The organism is Plantactinospora sp. B5E13 (assembly GCF_039871775.1).
GTDB lineage: Bacteria > Actinomycetota > Actinomycetes > Mycobacteriales > Micromonosporaceae > Plantactinospora.
Window position 1 is genome coordinate 146,507 of the sequence record NZ_JBDPLT010000016.1, and the last position, 18,089, is coordinate 164,595.

Here is an 18,089-nt window from a genome sequence, read left to right on the forward strand (position 1 = left end):
ACGCCGAGCGTGCCGTCGGCCGACCCCGGATCAGCCGGTGACGTGCAGGATTACGTCGGCTCCGTCGACGGTCGGCTGGTCGAGCGGGAAGTAACCCTGCTGCGGAACGGGGTCCGTACGGGTCCGCGCTGGGGACACCTCGGCGGCCGGGAGCAGGCCCCAGCCGGTGAAACGGCGTTGCAGCTGACCCTCGAAGGTCTCCGGCTCCGGCTCGCCCAGGTTGATGACCGCACTGCGCCCGAGACTGCCGGCGACAAAAAGGTAGCCCTCGGTCCGCAGCGAGTCGACGATCGCCCCGGCGCCGAACCACCGGGCGCTGTGGTCGCCCAGAGTCCAGGCGCTACCGTTGCGTTGCAGGTGGAGGTTGTGGGCGGAGACCATCGTCGGGCCGCGCCCCGCCTCGACGCCGCGGATGTCGAACAGGTTCCGCGCCATCAACGTGTCCCGGGTCGCCAGCAGCAGGGTGATCCGATCGCCCTGCTTGAGCGGCTGCGCCGCCTGCCAGTGGTAGTGGAGCAGCCAGCGGCCGGCCGCCAGGTGCGTCCTGGCCCGGAGCCACTCGGCACGTGAGGTCGCCGCGACCAGCTCCGGTGCGTGGGCGTAGAGCTTCGTGCGCAGGTCCTCGCCGATGCTCCGCAGCCGCTCCGCCTCCGGGGTGGCACCCATGGACTGCGTGAAGTCGAGGATCGCCTCGTCGCGGCTCCAGCGGTGGTCGTCGCCGGCAACACCCGCGATGTCGAGGTTGTCGATCCGGAGATAGTCGCGGGCGTACTCGAAATAACTCCTCGGGCTGGGTGCGCTGGTGTTCTCGGTCGGGGCGTCGAAACCGTGGAAGGTCAGGCGCTCGGTTGACGGCCGGTCCCGATTGTGGTCCCGCATCCAGGCGACCAGCCGCCGGTTGGCCTCGTGCGTGCCGAAGTTGTGGCTGAAGCCCTCGGCCAGCACCGAGTCGAGGTTCCCGGTGCCGTGCAGCACGTAGTCGTTGACCGCGTACCCGGCCACCCGGTCCGTTTCCAGGGCGATCGACCGGAAGCCCTGCCCGACCAGCTGGGCGAAGAGTTCGTTGCGGACCGCGCCGAAGGCGGGCTCCTGGTGGGTCGGCTCGCCGAGGGCGAGAAGGTCACATGACTCGGGTACGAAAGCGCGAATGTCCTGGCTCATGTGGCTCAAACGTACCGTTGAAGGTTCGGTGGAGACTCTCGGCGGAGAAGCCAGCATGCTGGCGCGGTAAAGTTTCAAACCGTGCGACCAGCCGACCTGGCCCGCGAGCACGGCCTGTCGACCCAGGCGGTCCGCAACTACGAGCGGGACGGGTTCATCCCGCCGGCCGACCGCACCCCCAGCGGTTACCGGATCTACACCGAGGTGCACGCCGCCGCGCTCCGCGCCTATCTGGCGCTCGTCGCGGCGTACGGGCACCGCGCCGCAGGTCAGATCATGAACGCGCTGCACGACAACGCACTCGACGACGCGCTGATCGTCATCGACCGTGGGCACGGCCAGCTGCTGCGCGACCGGGAAACCCTCGACGCGGTACGGGAGGCGGTCGGGACCCTGCCCGCCACACCGGAGACCACCGCCGGACCCGGCGTGGTGTGGAGCATCGGCGAACTCGCACGCCGGCTCCGGGTCACCCCGGCCACCCTGCGTACCTGGGAGAGTGTCGGCATCCTCGCCCCGGTACGCGATCCGGCCACCGGCTACCGGGTGTTCCGGGCGGCCGACGTCCGTGACGCCGAACTGGCCCATCTGTTGCGGCGCGGAGGATATCCGTTGGAGCACATCGCGACCGTGGTCCAGCAGATCCGCACGGCGGGCGGCACGGAGTCGCTCGCCCGCGCCCTGGACGACTGGCAGCGCCGGCTCACCGCGCGGGGCGTCGCGATGCTCGACGCCGCCGCCCGGCTCGGCCACTACCTGCGCCTCGCCGCGATCCGCTGACTCCGGCGGCCGGTCCGGGACCCGGTGGCCGGTCCGGGACCCGGCGGCCGGTCCGGGACCCGACGGACCCGTACCCCAGGATTCTGGACCGGATGGCGGAGGCACCTCGACCTGTCGCGCGGCAGCGGGGACCGTCGGATGCATGGAGATCTCGACATCAGTCGCCGCCGCCGGCAGCCACCCACGACACCGGCCGGCGATCCTGCACCGCTGGCCGAGCGCGCTCGGGCTGGCCGCCGCCGTAGCCGTGCTGGCCACCGGACCGGATCGGCAGACCCTGGCGATCACCGCCGTCGCGGCCACCCTCTGCTACCTCGGCGCCGCCGCGCTGGCCCGGCCCTGGGTCGCCTGGGCGGCGGTGCCCGGGTTCAGCCTGGTGATCGTCCTCAGTAGTCTTTTCAGCCTGCCCTGGTGGGTCGTGGCCGGGATCGCCGCCGCCATCCTGGTGGTCGTCGGACTGGTCGGGCGGGTGTCGTACCCGATCCTCACCGCCCAGACGGTGGCGGTGGCGGGCTACGGCGGGCTCGCGGTGGCCGCCGTCCTGGTCGCCCCGGAGGTCGGCCTGGTGCTGGCCGGTCTGGTCCTCGCCGCACACGGGATCTGGGACGCCGTTCACTACCGGCGGAACATCGTGGTGCCCCGGTCACTGGCCGAGGCCTGCATGCTGCTGGACGTGCCGCTCGGCCTCGGCTTCCTCGTCCTGGCGGCGGTCGGCTGACCGGCGCCGGCCACCGGAACGCCAGGTCGGGCCGGCCGGCGGCCGTTGCCCGGCGAGGCTGCTCGCGAAACTCGACCGGTAGAGCGACGGGGTGACGCCGTACCGGTCGACGAACGCCTGCCGCAGCGCCTCCGCCGAGGTGAAACCGCAGCGGGCGGCGACCCGGGCCAGTGGCAGCCGGCTCGACACCAGCAACTGGGCTGCCGCCTCCAGGCGGACCGTGCGGACGTACCGGGCCGGGGTCTGGCCGAGGTGGGCGACAAAAAGCCGGGTCAGATGCCGTTCGCTGACCGCCGCCCGGGTGGCGAGCGCAGACAGGCTCAGGTCCGCGTCCGGTGTCTCGCGGATCAGCGTGACGAGGTCGCGTACCAGGTCGTCGTCGGGTGCCGGCGCCGCGAGGAACATGCTCATCTGCGCCTGGTTGCCCGGCCGTTGCAGGTACGTCACCAGCCCGCGCGCCACGTGCCGGGCCACCTCGCCGCCGAGGTCCTCCTCGACGAAGGCCAACGCCAGGTCGAGTGCGCTGGTGACCCCGGCGGCGGTGGTCAGATCGCCGTCCCGGATGTAGATCGGCGCCGGATCGACCTCGACGGCGGGGTACCGGGCGGCGAGCAGGTCGGCGAACATCCAGTGGGTGGTGGCCCGGTGGCCGTCGAGCAGCCCGGTCGCGGCGAGGATCCAGGCACCGGTACAGACCGAGGCGACCCGTCGGGTCTCCCGGGCCAGTCGGCGTACGTGTGCGACGAGCCGATGGTCGTCGGCGGCGGCGACCGCACCCTCCCCGCCGGCGACGATCATCGTGTCGATCGGGCCGCGCAGCCGCTCGATCGGTGCCTGCGCGTTCAGGGTCAACCCCGACTGGCAGGTGATCGGCTGGCCGGCCGGTGACACGACCAGGGTCTGGTAGTGCCGACCGGCCCGGTTCGCGTAGTCGAACGTGGTGGTCAGGCAGGCGAGGTCCAACAGCTCGGTCCCGGGATAGCCGACGACGACAACGGTTCGGGGCTTCTCCACCGGCGTCGTCACGACTGCTCCCGGTGAACCGGCCGGCCGACCCCGGCACCGGCGGCGAGTAGCACCCGCACGATCTCCGCGTTCCCCTGCACACTCGCCCGGTAGAGCAGGGTGCTGCCGTCCCGGTCCCGTTGGTTCGGGTCGGCTCCACCGCGTAACAACCGTGCCACCTGCGCCGAGGTGCCCCAGACGACCGCGCTCATCAGACGCTTCTGCGATTTCTTGCGCTTCCGGGCGTTCACGGGCACCAGCTTGCCGCATCACCGCACCACCCGGATATCGACATACGCGGGATCCGCAACCTGGTCCAGACCGGGCGACGCGGCTAAGGTAACCGGTCATGTCGGGAGGAACAGGCCGGGTGCCCGCGCTCCTGGCGGCCGGCCTTGCCGCCGCGGCCTGCTGTGGCTGCTTCTCCGACTGGTTGTCCTGGTGGCAGGCGGTCGCCGTCGCCGCCGTCGCCCCGCTGCTCGTCCTGCTGCTCCGGCAGCCGGACGGCCGGTGGCGGATCGCCGACACCAGCACCGGTCAACGCTGGTGACCGCCCCGCCCCGCCGGGTCCCCGGCGACCTGCTGGTGCACCTGCGCCGGGCCCGCGACCACGCCGACCGTCACTACACCGAGCCACTCGACCTCGCGACCCTCGCCGCCGTCGCCGGCCTGAGCAGGTTCCACTTCCAACGGCTCTTCACCGCGACGTACGGTGTCTCGCCCGCCGCCCACCTGTCCCGCCGTCGGGTCGAACGCGCCCAGGACCTGCTCCGGTCCACCAACCTGACGGTCACCGAGGTCTGCCAGGCGGTCGGCTTCGCCAGCCTCGGCTCGTTCAGCAGCCGGTTCCGGGAACTGGTCGGGGAGACGCCGAGCGAGTTCCAGCGTCGCTGGGCGGCGAAGGGCGCACCCCGGATCCCCGGCTGTTTCGTCTTCATGTGGGGTCTGGCCGAGCGGCGCGACCGCGCAACCGAGGAGAAGCCCGGGACCGGCGGCACCTCCTAGCCTCGGTCACATGATTACCAACATCTCCATCACCAGCGTCTTCGTGAAGGACATCGACGCGTCCAAGGCGTTCTACCTCGACGTACTCGGCTTCGCCGAACACACCGACATCACGCTCGGCGACGGATACCGCTGGTGCACCGTCAAGCACCCGAACCAGCCGGAGCTGCAGGTCCACCTGACCATTCCGGGGCCGCCGTACTCGCCCGAGATGGTCGACGCGATCAACCGGGCCATGGACGACGGCGGCACCTTCGCCCTCGGCCTCAGCGTCGACGACTGCCGGAAGACGTACGACGATCTCCGAGCCAAGGGCGTCGAGTTCATCAACCCGCCGGAGGACCGCCCGTACGGGGTCGAGGCGGTCGCCCGGGACAACTCCGGCAACTGGATGGTCCTGGTCGAATCCCGGGAGTTCACCCCGGCCGACTTCGACTGACGGTGCGGGGCCGCCCCGCCCGGTGCGCGGCGGCCCGTCAGCCGGGCTGCCGTCAGGCGTACTGGAGGTCGGCGGTGGTGATCGTGGTGGCGGTCATGGTGAAGCGGTAGTGGGCCCGCCAGCCGGCCGAGCCACCGGGCGCCCAGTGCACCAGCAGGTCCTGGCCGCCGGGTTTCGCCGCCACCTCCAGCACCCGCAGCGTGCCGCCGATCACCTCGGCGTCGGCCCAGGCGCGGATCGCGTCCCGGCCCTCGATCCGTCGATTCACGTCGACGACCAGCCCGTCCGGGGCGAACGCGGCGACGAGCGCGTCCAGGTCGCCGGCGTTCACCGCGTCGACGTACGCCTGGGCCGGCCCGGCCACCGCCGGACCCGATCCGGGGGCTGCGGTGGCCGGCCCGTCGGAGCCAGCCGGGCGGGAGGCGCTGGTCGCCCCCGTACGCTCCGCCGTGGAACCAGCGCACCCGGCGACCAGGACGCCCGCGACCACGAGCGGGCCGACCAGCCGGTATCCGTGCCCCAACCGCCGGGCAGCGGTGTTGGACCAGTTCATCACCGTCTCCTCTCGACGCGACGAGCGTGCCGGACGACGACCCGGCTGGTCCAAGACCTGCGTCGATAACCGGCGGTTATCCCACGACGGGCGTGCCGAGCGAACGTCGTACCGCCTCGACCAGGGTGTGCAGCAGCGGGCGGCGGTCGTCGGCCCGCCAGGCGAGCACAAGTTCGCTGGGGGTCACCCCGGTCACCGGCCGGGTGGTGACCCCGTCCCGGGTGACCAGCGGTTTGTTGCCGGCCGCGACCAGGCACACCCCGAGCCCGGCAACCAGCGCCTCGACCACCTCCTCCGCGTTCGCCACCTCGGCGCCGACCACCGGCGGCCGGCCGGCCCGGGCCTCGACGGCCAGCCAGTGGTCCCGCAGGCCGCCGCTGCCGGCTGGCAGCGCCAGGAACGGCTCGTCGAGCAGGTCGCCGATGTCGACGCTGGTCCGTCCGGCGAGCCGGTGACCGGCCGGCAGTGCCACCAGCCGTGGCTCGCTGGTCACGGTCAGCCAGCGGTAGCGCGCCGGATCCGGCATCGGCAGCCAGACGAACGCGGCGTCGGTCCGGGCCGGCCCGTCGGCCGCCAGCCCGCCGGTCGGGTCGTCCCACGGCACCTGCCGCAGCCGTAGTTCGGCCTGTGGTGCGGCGGTGCCGAACCGGGCCCGCACCGCCGGTAGCAGGCCCCGTCCCACGCCCGTACTCATGCCGACCACCAGGGTGGCCGCCTGGACCGCGGCTGCGACCGCGACCGCCTCCACACCCTGCCGCCACCCGTCGAGGAGGGCCCGGGCGGTCGGCAGCAACGCCGTACCGGCCGGGGTCAACCGCACCTCGCGGTGGTCCCGCTCGAACAGCGGTGTCCGCAGTTGCGCCTCCAGGGTGCGGATCTGCCTGGAGAGCGCGGGCTGGCTGACGAACAGCGCCTCGGCGGCCCGGGTGAAATGCAGGTGCTCGGCCACGGCCACGAAATAGCGCAGGTCCCGCAGGTGCACGTCCATGCCATCTGGTTATCACGACAGGTATTGGTTCCCAAGGCGACGACCCCGGCAGGCTGGAGCCGTCCCGCACCGGGACTCATCCGCCAAGCACCGAGGAGCAGCATGAACCTGAGTACCCGCCGCGTCTGGCTGGTCACCGGAGCCGGCAGCGGCTTCGGCCGGGCACTCACCGAGGCCGCCGTCGCGGCCGGCGAGATCGTGGTGGCCACCGCCCGTCGCCCGGAAACCCTGCAGGCGTACGCCGACGCGCATCCCTCCCAGGTCGAGGTGCTGCCGCTCGACGTCACCGACAGTGGCGGGATACCTCTGCTGGTCGCCGACGTCGAGGCCCGCTATGGCCGGATCGACGTACTGGTCAACAACGCCGGCCGGGGTCAGGTCGGCGCGGTCGAGGAGACCACCGAGGCGGAGCTGCGGGACCTGTTCGAGCTGCACGTCTTCGGTCCGGCCGCGCTGGTCCGGGCGGTGCTGCCGGGGATGAGGTCGCGGGGCGGCGGTGCGATCGTGCAGATGTCGTCATTCGGTGGCCAGGTCGCGTACCCCGGGTTCTCCGCCTACTGCGCGACGAAGTTCGCGTTGGAGGGGTTCTCGGCGGCGCTGGCCGCCGAGGTCGCGCCGTTGGGCATCCGGGTCCTTGTTGTCGAGCCGGGCGCGTTCCGGACCAGCTTCTCCGGCGCCGGCCTGGTCGAGAGTGTGCCGATGCCGGCCTACCGGGCGACGGTCGGCCCCACCCGGGCAATGATCAAGGGTATCGACGGCACTCAGCCCGGCGACCCTGCGAAGGCCGCGGCGGCGATCCGGGCCGCCCTCGCCGCGGAGAACCCGCCGCTGCGGCTGCCGCTCGGTGACGACGCCGTCGACGGCATCCTGGACCATCTGGCGGCGGTGAGCGCCGAGGTCCGTGCCTGGGAGTCGACGTCCCGCGCCACCGGGTTCGCGGCGTCACCCGCCTGACAGGTACGCCGTCACACCGCTCAACCGACCGCCTCTGCCATCGCGCCGGACCGGGCGAGCGGACGAGGCTGGAGCAGGAACACCTTGGGGGCGACCCGTTCCATGCCACCGTCGCGGGCCACCACCAGACCGGCGGCGAAGTCGACGAGGTGCAGAGCCTCCTCATTGGTCAGACCCGTCAGGTCCATTACCACCGGAAAGCCCTGGCAGAAGTAGTGTCCGACGTAGAACACCTCGCTGTAGTTGCGCGGCCGTACCGTCTTGACCATGGGGTCAGTCTGCCCGGCGCGGCGCGGACGTCAAGTTGCCTGCTCACGGGCACGATCCGTGCGCGGAGGGGTCGGTACCCTGCCGACGGGTATGCTCACCGCCCGTGACGAACTCCGATATCACCCACGACGAGGACTTCGACGACGAGGACTTCGACGACGAGGACTTCGAGGACGAGGACTTCGAGGACGAGGACGACGAGGAGGAGTTCGACCCGGGCGAGACGTACGTCGCCGTCTGCCCGGTCGACCCCGAGTTGGCCCGCCAGGTCGTCGAACTGGCGGAGCTGAACTGGGACGACCGGGCGGCCGTCAACCGGGCGGTGCGCGGGTTCGGCTGGCGCGGCGGTAGGGCGGTACCGGTCGACGAGGGCCGGTTCGTCACTGCTCAGGGCCACGTCGGCTACGGCCACGACTGTCTCTACCTGCCGTTCGCCCACTGCTACCAGATTGACGGGGAGGTCTGGACAAAGGACTTCTGGGGGTCGCTGCCCGGCTGGTCCAGCGAGAAGGGCGCGTACCGGCCGGAGTTCGACGGGCATGTCGAAACCGCGGTCGCCCGGTTCACCGAGCTGCTCGGCCCGCCGGAGTCGGATGTCCGGGTCGAGGGCCGGAACGTCTCGGTCGGCTCCTACTCGTGGCGGTACGCCGCCTGGCGTCGGGGCGGCAACGTCATCGTCGTCGGGCAGACCCTGGACGGCTTCTCGTACAGCCAGTACGAGGAGGCGGTGGTCTACATCGGACGGTTGTCCGAGGAGGCTCCGCTGCCGGAGGGAGCCGAGTTCCGGAACTTCCTGAAGTGGTAGACCCCGCCACGGCAGGGCATGCGATCGCCACGTCCGGAGCCGTCGCTGGCGCGGTGCAGGCAAGTGCCTGGATCGCGGCTTCGATCTCCGGGCCGGGTGCGAAGCGGGCCGTCGGTAACGGCCCCGGGCCTCCGGACGGCCGGTGTCACGACCTGGGGAACCCTGTGCTGACGCTGGAGATTGTCAGGCGTTCGAATGCCGACCGTCGACCCAGTCGGTGATGAGCCGGCGTTCGGCGAAGAGCCAGCGCCCGCCCTGCCTGACGAAGGTGTCCTGGTACCGGATCGACATGACCATGAGGGTGCGCTGTCCCTCCTCGGTCCAGAGGTGGTGGGCCAGGCAGTAGGTTTCCCCGGTGGCGCGGTCACCGTCGACGGTCACCGTGCTCTGACCGTTGAAGTGGGTCGTCTTGTCGTAGTTTCCCAGCGAGGCGAAGGCCGCGGCCAGTTGGTCTCGACCGTTGAGGGTTTGCACCGGCTCGGTCGTGTCGGGCCCGCTGTCGTACACCGCGAGGCGGGCGTCGTCGGTGAAGAGTGCTGCCTGTCCCTGGGCGTCGCGTCGGTCCGCGAGGTGGGCGTAGGCGTCGACCAGCTCGCGGATCGCCAGCCGATCGGCAGCCTGCTTAGGCGACGGGTTGGGATTGCTCATGGTGGTTCCCCGTGCTCGGCGGGACGGTAGCCCGCGGTGCGTTGTCAGGGACGATACTGGTCCGCGCCGGTCCGGACCGGCCAACACGGATTACCTGGCACGGTGGCAGCCGCAGTCTGTGGCCCTGGTTCCGCTGCCGGGATCCCCGAAGGCCGGTCTGGTGTTGATCAAGTCTGAGAACCGCCTCCGCGGCTCGGCGGGGGCTTCCAAACCCTGCCGACCGTCGGGCTGGCGCGGGAGCGCGACGGGATCGGTGATCCGGGTTGGTGTCCGGGTTGTTGGTGCTGGTCAGCCGGTGGTGGTGAGGTCCGTCGTGGCGGCCAGGTCGGTCACCACGTCCACCATCCGGCGCAGTGTGGGCGAGGTGTTGTCGGACCGCCAGACCATCTCGGTGGGCATGGTCTCCCCGGCGAGCGGTATGAACACCACGCCGGTACGGCGCAGGTTGTGCGCCGACCAACCCAGCCGGGTGATCCCGACGCCCGCCGCGACGAGGCCGAGCAGCCCCTGAACGCTGGCGTCCCGGGCGACGATGTCGGGGGTGAACCCGGCGGCGCGGAAGTTCTCGTCGAACGCCCGGTGCCAGGGTTCCCAGGCGCTGCGCGGGGTCATCACCCAACGTTCGTTCGCCAGTTCGGACAGGGTCAGCTCGGTGCGGTCCGCGAGGGGGTGCCCCTGGGGCAGGACGACGCACACCTGTTCGGTGGCCACGGTGCGGGCGGCAAGGCCGGGGACCTGCGGCGGGCGGGTGAACGCGAGGTCGTACCGGCCGTCGAGCAGGCCTTCGACGAGCGGCCCGATGGTGGTCTGCTCGGTGCTGAGTCGCAGGTTGGGGAGAAGCTGCCGGGCGGCCCGGACCACCGGCGGGAGCAGATGATTCGCGGTGGTGGCCAGGAAGACCAGGCGGAGCTGGCCGATCTCGCCGCGGACGGCCCGGCGGACCACGGCGACGGCCTCGTCGGCGCGGTCCAGCACCGCGCGCGCCTCGGGCAGGAACAACGCCCCCGTATCGGTAAGTCTGGTACCCCGGGTGTCTCGGCTGAACAGTTTTGCGCCGAGAATCCGCTCCAACGCGTTGATCTGCTGCGACAGCGACTGCTGCGTGATCATCAGTCGGGCGGCGGCACGGGTGAAGCTCGACTCCTCGGCGACGGCGACGAAGTACCGGAGCTGCCGAAGATCAGGGGTCACAGGCCGAGCCTACCGCCGTACCAGGTAACCCGTGTTGGCCGTCGCCAACCATTCGCCGGCAGCATCGTTCGTGTTCAGGACGAACACGTAATCGGCAATAACCACGTTAGAGGGCATGGGAATGACGAATTCAAGGCAGGGTCGCGTCTGGTTGATCACGGGCTGCTCGACCGGGTTCGGCCGGCAGGTCGCACTGGCCGCGTTGGCCGCCGGCGACCAGGTCATGGCCACCGCACGTCGTCCGGAGACGCTCGCCGACCTTCCGGAGATTGGCGGCGACCGGGTCAGGACAACGGCGCTGGACGTCACGGACCCGGCATCCGTCCAGGCCGCGGTAAAGGCGACGGTGGCGGCGTTCGGTCGCATCGACGTCCTGGTGAACAATGCCGGATTCACCATGATCGGGGCCGTCGAGGAAACCTCGATGGAGCAGCTGCGCTCGCTGATGGAGGTCAATTTCTTCGGGGCTGCGGAGGTCACCAAGGCGATTGTTCCCCTCATGCGCGAGCAGGGGAGCGGGACGATCGTGCAGATGAGCTCCCTGGGTGGCCGGATGACCTACCCGGGGCTGGGCGGCTACGACGCCGCGAAGCACGCGCTCGAGGCGTTCAGCGAGGCGCTGTCGAGTGAACTGGCCCCCCTGGGCGTCCGGGTACTGCTGGTGGAACCGGGCATGTTCCGCACCAAGATCACCAACAACATGGTTCTGGCTATCGAGAACCCGGCCTACCAGGCGAGTTCGGGAGGTCTCCGGCAGATGGTCGCGGGGATCGCGGGCAACGAACCGGGTGACCCCGCGAAGGCCGCCGCGGCCATCATCAAGGTGCTCGACGCCGAGAACCCGCCGCTCCGCCTCGTACTCGGCGGCGACGCGGTCGATGCGCTGCGTGCCCACCACGAGTCCCTGCTGGCCGACATGGTCACCTGGGAGACGCTCAGCCGCTCGACGGCGATGTCGTGAGTCGGTAACCGCCTCTCGGCGACCGGCGCCACATGGTGGCCGCTCCGGACAACGTCGATGGCAGAACAGACACGCAGGAACAGGTTGCGTTGATCATCCCATCATCCTCCGGCTCCGGTCTGGCGGTGGCCGCCGACGATCGGGTGACGGTCCACCGCCGACCCGGCCGAAAATCCAAGGAGACATTGATATGCCCAGTCCACAACAACCGATCGGCTCCGGCTTCGGGGCCGCGTCCACCGCTGCGGAGGTCATCAAGGGGATCGACCTGTCGGGCCGAACCGCGATCGTCACGGGCGGCCACTCCGGCCTCGGCCTGGAGACCACCCGCGCCCTGCGCTCTGCCGGCGCCACGGTTGTCGTCCCCGTGCGGTCCCCCGAACGTGCCCGCGACGTGCTTGCCGGAATCGACGGCGTGGAGATCGACCAGTTGGACCTGATGGATCGCGCCTCGATCGACGCGTTCGCCGACAGGTTCCTCGCCACCGGGCGGCCGCTGCACATCCTGGTCAACAGCGCGGGGATCCAGAACGTGCCGCTGACCCGGGACGCCCACGGGTACGAGGCGCAGTTCGCGACGAACCACCTGGGACATTTCCAACTGACCACACGGCTCTGGCCCGCCCTGCGCCGGGCCAGGGGCGCCCGGGTGGTCACGGTTTCGGCCTGGGCCCACAACCTCTCGCCCGTGGTGTTCGACGACCCGAACTTCGAACAACGCGAGTACGACGGCTGGCTGGGTTACGGCCAGTCGAAGACGGCCAACATCCTGTTCACGGTCGGGCTGGACCAGCGCGGTGAGGCCGATGACATCCGGGGCTTCGCCCTGCACCCCGGTTTGATCATCGGCACGAACCTCAGCCCGTGGACCACACCGGAGTACCTGCGTACGAACAACCTCGTTGACGAGCACGGCAACCGTGTCGTCGACCCGGAGTCGGGCCGCAAGACTGCCGAACAGGGGGCGTCGACCATCGTTTGGTGCGCCACCGCTCCGCAGCTCGACGGCATGGGCGGTGTCTACTGCGAGAACAACGAGATCTCCCCGCTACTCACCTCGGATCAGGAAACCATCGACGTGATGACGGGTCGGGTGGAAACAGCCGTCGGGGTAAGGCCCTACGCCGTCGACCCGCAGTTCGCCGACCGCCTGTGGAACCTGAGTGAACAGCTGACCAACAGCAGGATCCAGTAGCGGCGCCTCGTCCGAACCCGCGTTCATCGCCGCTGACCCGCACCGGCGACGCCGTACCGCCGACGCCGCACCACCAGGCCCTACCGGCGGCGCGGTCTGCGGCGGTCCGGCGCGACCGGTCCGGCGTAAGGTGTGAAGCCGTGGACAACCCCTTGCAGAGCCGTATTCTGGCCGAACTCCGGGCGCGGACCAGCGAGAAGTGGCGGCGGTACGCGCCGGACGTACTCCCGGTCTGGGTCGCCGAGATGGACGTGCCACTCGCCGAACCGGTCGCCCGGGCGCTCACCGACGCGATCGCCCGCAGCGACACCGGCTACCCGATGGGTGAGGACTACCTCGACGCGCTCGCCGGGTTCGCCGGTCGGCGCTGGGGGTGGACCCCGGACATCGACCACGCCCGACTCGTGCCCGACGTGATGATCGGCATCGTCGAGGTGCTGAAGCTGGTCACCGGGCACGGCGACGCCGTGGTGATCAATCCGCCGGTCTACCCGCCGTTCTTCGACTTCATCGCCGGAGCTGACCGGCGGGTGGTCGAGGCGCCGCTCGGCGCCGACCACCGGCTCGACATGACGGCCCTGGAGCGGGCGTTCACCGGGGCGGTGGCGGGTGGACGCCGGGCCGCGTACCTGCTGTGCAGCCCGCAGAACCCGACCGGCACCGTGCACACCCGCGACGAACTGCGCACCGTCGCCGAACTCGCCGACCGGTACGGGGTACGGGTTGTCGTCGACGAGATCCACGCCCCGCTGGTGTACCCCGGGGCGACCTTCGTGCCGTACCTCTCGGTGCCCGGCGGCGAACGCGGATTCAGCCTGCTCTCCGCGTCGAAGGCGTGGAACCTGGCCGGGGTGAAGGCCGCGGTCGCGGTCGCCGGACCGGACGCCGCCGCCGACCTCGCCCGGATGCCGAAGGTGGCCGGCGACGGGGCGAGCCACTTCGGCGTGATCGCGCACAGCGCCGCACTCCGGTACGCCGAACCGTGGCTCGACGCGCTGCTCGCCGGCCTCGACCGGAACCGTCACCTGCTCGGCGACCTGCTCGCCGAACACCTGCCCGAGGTGTCGTACCGGCCACCGGACGGCACCTATCTGGCGTGGCTGGACTGCCGGGTCCTGGACCTGCCCGGCGATCCGGCAGAGGTGTTCCTCGACCGGGGGCGGGTCGCCCTGGTCTCCGGGCCGACCTTCGGCACCGGCGGTGTCGGGCACGCCCGGTTCAACCTGGCGACCTCGCCCGAGATCATCACCGAGGCGGTACGTCGGATGGCCACCGCCGCCCGCTCCTGACCCCGCCCGGGTCCCCGGGCACGCCGCGACACCAGGTTGTCGGTATGACGGCTGGTCGATGGCAGACTGCTCGGCATGGGCGGCGGGGAGTCGGCGACACTGCGGGTGTGGACCTGGCACGGCGTACGGCTGCATGGCGGTGGCAGCGGTGACGGTGGCCGGCCGGTGCTGCTGCTCCTGCACGGGATGGGCGCCACCGGCGACGTCTGGTACGCCTGGTCCGACCTGCTCGCGTCTCGGTGGCCCGGTCGATGGCTCGCCCCCGACCTGCCCGGACACGGCGGGTCGGCGCCGCTCGACGAGTACACGTTCGACTCGCTGGCCGCCGCGGTCGCCGAGGTGCTCGACCCCGGTGACCGGGTGGTGGTGCTCGGGCACTCGCTCGGCGGGGTGGTCGGGCTGGCCCTGGCCGCCCGGCTCGGCGATCACCACGGCGTCGGGGCCACCGGTGGTGCCAACCGCGTCGGGGCCACCGGCGGTGCCGACCGTGCCCGGGTCGAGGCGGTGGTGGGGCTCGGCGTGAAGGTTGCCTGGAGCCCGGACGAGTTGGCGAAGGCGGCGGCGCTGGCCGGCCGGCCCGTCGCCTGGTACGACTCCCGGGACGAGGCGGTTCGACGACACCTCCGGGTCTCCGGGTTGGCCGACCTGCTGACCGTTGGCGACTCCAGAGTGGACGCCGGGCTCCGGGTCGAGGACGGACGGTGGCGGCTCGCCATGGATCCACGCTGCTTCGCGGTCGGCGATCCGGAGATGGTGGACCGGCTGGCCCGCGTACCGGTGCCGGTACTGCTGGCCCGGGGCGAACACGATCCGATGGTCGGGGACGCGGACCTGGCCGCGTTCGGCATACCGGTCCGGACCCTGGCCGGGCTCGGACACAACGCGCATGTCGAGGACCCGGTCGCGGTGGCGGCGCTACTGGAGCCGTACGGCCTGATGCCGGCACGCTGAACACGCCGGGATTCGCGCGCCCATGAACACGCCGGGATTCGCGCGCCCGGGGCCCGGCCGGGTCAGCCGGACGTCGTGAGCATGCCGAGCAGGTGCAGCCGTTGCTCGGACTCGGATCCGGGTTCGGCGTGGTATGTGATCAGCATCTGGCCGGTTCCGGGTAGCGCGAGTTTTTCGTACCGCAGGTCGAGGGGGCCGACCTGGGGATGCAGCAGCCGGCTCTGGCCGCTGGTCTGGTGCCGGACGTCGTGCCGGGCCCACAGGGTGCGGAAACGTTCGCTGCGCAGGCTCAGTTCGCCGATGAGCCGGGCCAGTCGGGGATCGTCGATCTCGGGGCCGAGCACCGAACGCAGGTAGGGAACCGCCTTGGCGGTCATCGTCTCCCAGTCTCGGTAGAAGACCCGCATCTCCGGGTCGAGGAAGGCGGCGCGCAGGCTGTTCGCGCCCGGCGCGTAACTCGGGGACAGGGCGACGGCCAGTGGATTCGCGGCCAGGACCGTCAGGTCGCGGCCGTGCACGTACGCCGGGGTGGTCGTCCAGTTGTTGATCAGGTTCCGGACGCTGTCGCTGACCCGTTGGGGACGAGGCGCCCGGCGGCGCTTCGGCGGCTGGGGGCGGGCCAGACTGTGCAGGTAGGCGGCGGCGTCGGGGTCGAGTTGCAGCGCCCGCGCGATGCTCGCCACCACCTGGTCGGACGGGTGCCGGTCGCGGCCCTGTTCGAGACGCAGGTAGTACTCGACGCTGATGCCGGCGAGCAGCGCCACCTCCTCGCGGCGCAGCCCGGTCACCCGGCGCCGGGTGCCGGCGGGCAGGCCGACATCGCCCGGTCGGAGGAGTTGTCGCCGGGTCCGCAGATAGTCACTGAGTGTGGCGGAGACGGTCACGCCGCCAACCGTAACTCCGTCGGCCGGGCTCATCCTGTCCCTGCTGGTCCCGGTATCAGCCCTATCTGGTTTGTCCGTTTAATCCCGGGCATCGTGGGGAGCCGGTCGCCGCACGAACCCGCCCGGCGACCGGGACGCGACAACCGGAGAAAGACGAGGACTACTGGATATGAGTGACGAACTGGTGCTGGTCACCGGCGGATCGGGATTTGTCGGCGCGCACTGCGTGGTGCGGCTCCTGACGGCCGGCTACCGGGTCCGGACCACCCTGCGTTCCCTGGCCCGGGCGGACGAGGTGCGGCAGATGATCCGGGCCGGTGGGGTCGAACCGGGCGAGGCGTTGTCGTTCGCCGCCGCCGACCTCACCTCCGACGAGGGCTGGCCGGAGGCGGTCGCCGGGTGCGACTACGTGCTGCACGTCGCCTCGCCGTTCCCACCCGGGGCGCCGAGGCACGAGGACGAACTGATCGTCCCGGCCCGGGAGGGGACGCTGCGGGTGCTCCGAGCGGCCCGGGAGGCCGGGGTCCGACGGGTCGTGATCACCTCCAACTTCGGTGCCATCGGGTACGGCCACGGACCCACCGACCGGGTCTTCACCGAGGCGGACTGGGCCGACCTGGACGGCGACGACGTGACCGCGTACATCAAATCCAAAACCCTGGCGGAGCGGGCGGCCTGGGAGTTCGTGGCCCGGGAGGGCGGGCCGGAACTGGCGGTGGTGAACCCGGTCGGCATCTTCGGCCCGGCGCTCGGCCCGGACTACTCCGGTTCGATCGGCCTGGTCCGGGGCCTGCTGCTCGGGGCGATGCCCGGTCTGCCCCGGATGTACTTCGGCGTTGTCGACGTGCGGGACGTGGCGGATCTGGAGTTGCGGGCGATGACGGATCCGGCGGCCCGGGGTGAGCGGTTCCTGGCCACCGCCGGTGAACCCGTGAGCATGGCCGAGGTCGCCGCGATACTGCGGTCCCGGCTCGGTGCGACGGCGGCCCGGGTGCCCACCCGGGAGATGACCGACGACGAGGTCCGGGAGGCCGCCCGACAGAACCCGGCGTTCCACGGCATCGCGCGCGATCTGGGCAAGATCCGGCGGGGTTCGAGCGACAAGGCGCGCCGCCTGCTCGGCTGGACGCCCCGGACCGCCGAGGAGGCGATCACCGCGACCGCCGAGAGCCTGGTACGGCACGATCTGCTCTAGCTGTCCGGTTCGCCGGGTGCCGGTCCGGGGGAACATCTCGCGGGCCGGCCCGGTTGTATCCCCCGTACGACCGCAGCAGCAGGCGACACCAGGTTGACCGGTGGGGCCGTTGCGCCCGGCTGGGTGTGGTGTCCGGTTTTCGGTCGTGATCAACACTGTCGGGTGGGCGGATCGGCGGAATGCCGACCGGCCGGCCGCGGTTGAATCCCCGGTACGCCCGCAGCAGCGGCTCGTACCTGTTCTTCTCTCCCGCTGAACGTTTTCGGTGCCATCCCCGCGCGTCCCGGATGCGCCGGGTTGGGATCTCTCATCCCCGGAAAATGGAAGGCGAGACCATCATGGCTTTTGTCAACCGGTGGCTTCCGGCCATCACCGAAACCCCGATCCGTAAGACCGCGCTCGGTATCGCCGGGCTCGCCGTCGCCGGCGGTGCGATCGCCGGACCCGTCGCCACCATGGGCGCCACCGCCCCGTCGATGAGCATGACCCCGACCGCCGTGACCCAGCAGATCGGCGAGCTCGACAAGGGCCAGCCGTCGAAGGTCCTCGACGTGCAGTACCAGCCGCAGTCGACGTACTTCTACTGCGCGCCGGCCGCGACCCGGATCGCACTGTCCGCCCAGGGCCACACCCCGTCCCAGGACGACGTGGCCAAGCAGCTGGGCACCACCGAGGCCGGAACGAACTCGGCCGAGGACACCACCCGGGTCCTCAACACCGCCGGCGGTAAGGACTACCGCACCGTCGCGATCCCGGACGAGGCCGCCAAGCCGGCGCAGATGGACCAGCTGCAGGTCGACGTGGTCCACGCGATCGACAACAACCGGCCGGTCGTAACCAACATCAAGGGCACCGCGGTCGACACCGACGGTATGGCCCACTCCTACGAGGGCGGGCACTACCTGACCGTGATCGGCTACGACGACCACGGCCGCAAGGTCAAGATCGCCGACCCGGCCGACCCGAACCACGGCGAGTACTGGATGAGCACCATCAACCTCGCCAACTGGGCCGCCACCCGCGGCTACTCCGCCTGACCGGCGGCACACGGTAGACAACCAGCGAGCGGGCCGGCTCCCCACCCCGGGGGGCCGGCC

General features: G+C 71.1%; 22 protein-coding genes. 13 read left to right on the forward strand and 9 right to left on the reverse strand.

What is annotated here, in order from left to right; genetic code table 11:
* Positions 1 to 30: 30 nt before the first annotated feature.
* Positions 31 to 1,161, reverse strand: coding sequence for an erythromycin esterase family protein (locus ABGB05_RS17300; protein WP_347654432.1), 1,131 nt, complete (start codon positions 1,159 to 1,161; stop codon positions 31 to 33).
* 81 nt (positions 1,162 to 1,242) lie between these two features.
* On the opposite strand from ABGB05_RS17300, the gene ABGB05_RS17305 reads away from it, so the two are divergent.
* Both ABGB05_RS17305 and ABGB05_RS17310 read left to right on the forward strand, forming a co-directional pair.
* Complete coding sequence (locus tag ABGB05_RS17305; RefSeq protein ID WP_347654433.1) at positions 1,243 to 1,941, forward strand: TioE family transcriptional regulator; 699 nt, start codon at positions 1,243 to 1,245, stop codon at positions 1,939 to 1,941.
* A gap of 142 nt (positions 1,942 to 2,083) precedes the next feature.
* On the forward strand, positions 2,084 to 2,659 hold the full coding sequence (locus tag ABGB05_RS17310; protein WP_347654434.1) for a hypothetical protein: 576 nt from the start codon (positions 2,084 to 2,086) through the stop codon (positions 2,657 to 2,659).
* On the opposite strand, the gene ABGB05_RS17315 is transcribed toward ABGB05_RS17310, so the two are convergent.
* Positions 2,585 to 3,685: a GlxA family transcriptional regulator gene (locus ABGB05_RS17315; RefSeq protein WP_347654435.1), complete on the reverse strand. Its 1,101-nt coding sequence runs from the start codon at positions 3,683 to 3,685 to the stop codon at positions 2,585 to 2,587. The two genes, ABGB05_RS17310 and ABGB05_RS17315, sit on opposite strands and share 75 nt — an antisense overlap.
* Positions 3,682 to 3,915, reverse strand: a complete 234-nt coding sequence (locus ABGB05_RS17320; protein WP_347654436.1) for an ankyrin repeat domain-containing protein — start codon at positions 3,913 to 3,915, stop codon at positions 3,682 to 3,684. Before ABGB05_RS17320 ends, ABGB05_RS17315 begins: the two co-directional genes overlap by 4 nt.
* A gap of 119 nt (positions 3,916 to 4,034) precedes the next feature.
* Here ABGB05_RS17320 and ABGB05_RS17325 point away from each other — a divergent pair, with 119 nt between their 5' ends.
* From ABGB05_RS17325 to ABGB05_RS17335, 3 genes are read left to right on the forward strand one after another with little or no spacing between them, the layout of a single operon-like run.
* Positions 4,035 to 4,214 (forward strand): hypothetical protein, encoded by a 180-nt coding sequence (locus ABGB05_RS17325; RefSeq protein WP_347654437.1) that lies wholly within the window; start codon positions 4,035 to 4,037, stop codon positions 4,212 to 4,214.
* The gene (locus tag ABGB05_RS17330; RefSeq protein WP_347654438.1) at positions 4,211 to 4,669 is read left to right on the forward strand and encodes an AraC family transcriptional regulator; all 459 of its coding nucleotides are present in this window, start codon (positions 4,211 to 4,213) and stop codon (positions 4,667 to 4,669) included. Before ABGB05_RS17325 ends, ABGB05_RS17330 begins: the two co-directional genes overlap by 4 nt.
* Before the next feature lie 10 nt (positions 4,670 to 4,679).
* Positions 4,680 to 5,108, forward strand: a complete 429-nt coding sequence (locus ABGB05_RS17335) for a VOC family protein (RefSeq protein ID WP_347654439.1) — start codon at positions 4,680 to 4,682, stop codon at positions 5,106 to 5,108.
* 52 nt (positions 5,109 to 5,160) lie between these two features.
* On the opposite strand, the gene ABGB05_RS17340 is transcribed toward ABGB05_RS17335, so the two are convergent.
* Both ABGB05_RS17340 and ABGB05_RS17345 read right to left on the reverse strand, forming a co-directional pair.
* Positions 5,161 to 5,661 carry a nuclear transport factor 2 family protein gene (locus tag ABGB05_RS17340; RefSeq protein ID WP_347654440.1) on the reverse strand — a complete coding sequence of 167 codons (501 nt, stop codon included), beginning with the start codon at positions 5,659 to 5,661 and terminating at the stop codon, positions 5,161 to 5,163.
* 76 nt (positions 5,662 to 5,737) lie between these two features.
* Complete coding sequence (locus ABGB05_RS17345) at positions 5,738 to 6,649, reverse strand: LysR substrate-binding domain-containing protein (RefSeq protein ID WP_347654441.1); 912 nt, start codon at positions 6,647 to 6,649, stop codon at positions 5,738 to 5,740.
* Positions 6,650 to 6,751: 102 nt separating this feature from the next.
* Between ABGB05_RS17345 and ABGB05_RS17350 the strand changes: the two genes are divergently transcribed.
* Positions 6,752 to 7,603, forward strand: a complete 852-nt coding sequence (locus tag ABGB05_RS17350) for an oxidoreductase (protein WP_347654442.1) — start codon at positions 6,752 to 6,754, stop codon at positions 7,601 to 7,603.
* Between the two features lie 20 nt (positions 7,604 to 7,623).
* On the opposite strand, the gene ABGB05_RS17355 is transcribed toward ABGB05_RS17350, so the two are convergent.
* Complete coding sequence (locus tag ABGB05_RS17355; RefSeq protein ID WP_347654443.1) at positions 7,624 to 7,872, reverse strand: cell division protein SepF; 249 nt, start codon at positions 7,870 to 7,872, stop codon at positions 7,624 to 7,626.
* 104 nt (positions 7,873 to 7,976) lie between these two features.
* Here ABGB05_RS17355 and ABGB05_RS17360 point away from each other — a divergent pair, with 104 nt between their 5' ends.
* Positions 7,977 to 8,678: a hypothetical protein gene (locus ABGB05_RS17360; RefSeq protein ID WP_347654444.1), complete on the forward strand. Its 702-nt coding sequence runs from the start codon at positions 7,977 to 7,979 to the stop codon at positions 8,676 to 8,678.
* Between the two features lie 183 nt (positions 8,679 to 8,861).
* On the opposite strand, the gene ABGB05_RS17365 is transcribed toward ABGB05_RS17360, so the two are convergent.
* A complete protein-coding gene (locus ABGB05_RS17365; RefSeq protein WP_347654445.1) occupies positions 8,862 to 9,326 on the reverse strand; it encodes a nuclear transport factor 2 family protein in 465 nt (154 codons plus the stop codon).
* Between the two features lie 288 nt (positions 9,327 to 9,614).
* Complete coding sequence (locus tag ABGB05_RS17370; RefSeq protein WP_347654446.1) at positions 9,615 to 10,517, reverse strand: LysR family transcriptional regulator; 903 nt, start codon at positions 10,515 to 10,517, stop codon at positions 9,615 to 9,617.
* A 115-nt stretch (positions 10,518 to 10,632) separates the two neighbouring features.
* Between ABGB05_RS17370 and ABGB05_RS17375 the strand changes: the two genes are divergently transcribed.
* From ABGB05_RS17375 to ABGB05_RS17390, 4 genes are all read left to right on the forward strand, one after another.
* Complete coding sequence (locus tag ABGB05_RS17375; RefSeq protein ID WP_347654447.1) at positions 10,633 to 11,478, forward strand: oxidoreductase; 846 nt, start codon at positions 10,633 to 10,635, stop codon at positions 11,476 to 11,478.
* A 190-nt stretch (positions 11,479 to 11,668) separates the two neighbouring features.
* Complete coding sequence (locus ABGB05_RS17380) at positions 11,669 to 12,673, forward strand: SDR family NAD(P)-dependent oxidoreductase (protein WP_347654448.1); 1,005 nt, start codon at positions 11,669 to 11,671, stop codon at positions 12,671 to 12,673.
* 140 nt (positions 12,674 to 12,813) lie between these two features.
* Entirely contained in the window at positions 12,814 to 13,962 is a 1,149-nt protein-coding gene (locus ABGB05_RS17385) for an aminotransferase class I/II-fold pyridoxal phosphate-dependent enzyme (RefSeq protein WP_347654449.1), read from the forward strand.
* Between the two features lie 75 nt (positions 13,963 to 14,037).
* Positions 14,038 to 14,913, forward strand: a complete 876-nt coding sequence (locus ABGB05_RS17390; RefSeq protein WP_347654450.1) for an alpha/beta fold hydrolase — start codon at positions 14,038 to 14,040, stop codon at positions 14,911 to 14,913.
* A 62-nt stretch (positions 14,914 to 14,975) separates the two neighbouring features.
* Here the strand turns inward: ABGB05_RS17390 and ABGB05_RS17395 are convergent, their stop codons facing one another.
* Positions 14,976 to 15,797, reverse strand: coding sequence for a helix-turn-helix transcriptional regulator (locus ABGB05_RS17395; RefSeq protein ID WP_347654451.1), 822 nt, complete (start codon positions 15,795 to 15,797; stop codon positions 14,976 to 14,978).
* Positions 15,798 to 15,966: 169 nt separating this feature from the next.
* Between ABGB05_RS17395 and ABGB05_RS17400 the strand changes: the two genes are divergently transcribed.
* Together ABGB05_RS17400 and ABGB05_RS17405 are read left to right on the forward strand one after the other, a co-directional pair.
* Complete coding sequence (locus tag ABGB05_RS17400) at positions 15,967 to 16,992, forward strand: aldehyde reductase (protein WP_347654452.1); 1,026 nt, start codon at positions 15,967 to 15,969, stop codon at positions 16,990 to 16,992.
* Positions 16,993 to 17,312: 320 nt separating this feature from the next.
* Complete coding sequence (locus tag ABGB05_RS17405) at positions 17,313 to 18,029, forward strand: C39 family peptidase (RefSeq protein ID WP_347654453.1); 717 nt, start codon at positions 17,313 to 17,315, stop codon at positions 18,027 to 18,029.
* Positions 18,030 to 18,089 lie beyond the last annotated feature (60 nt).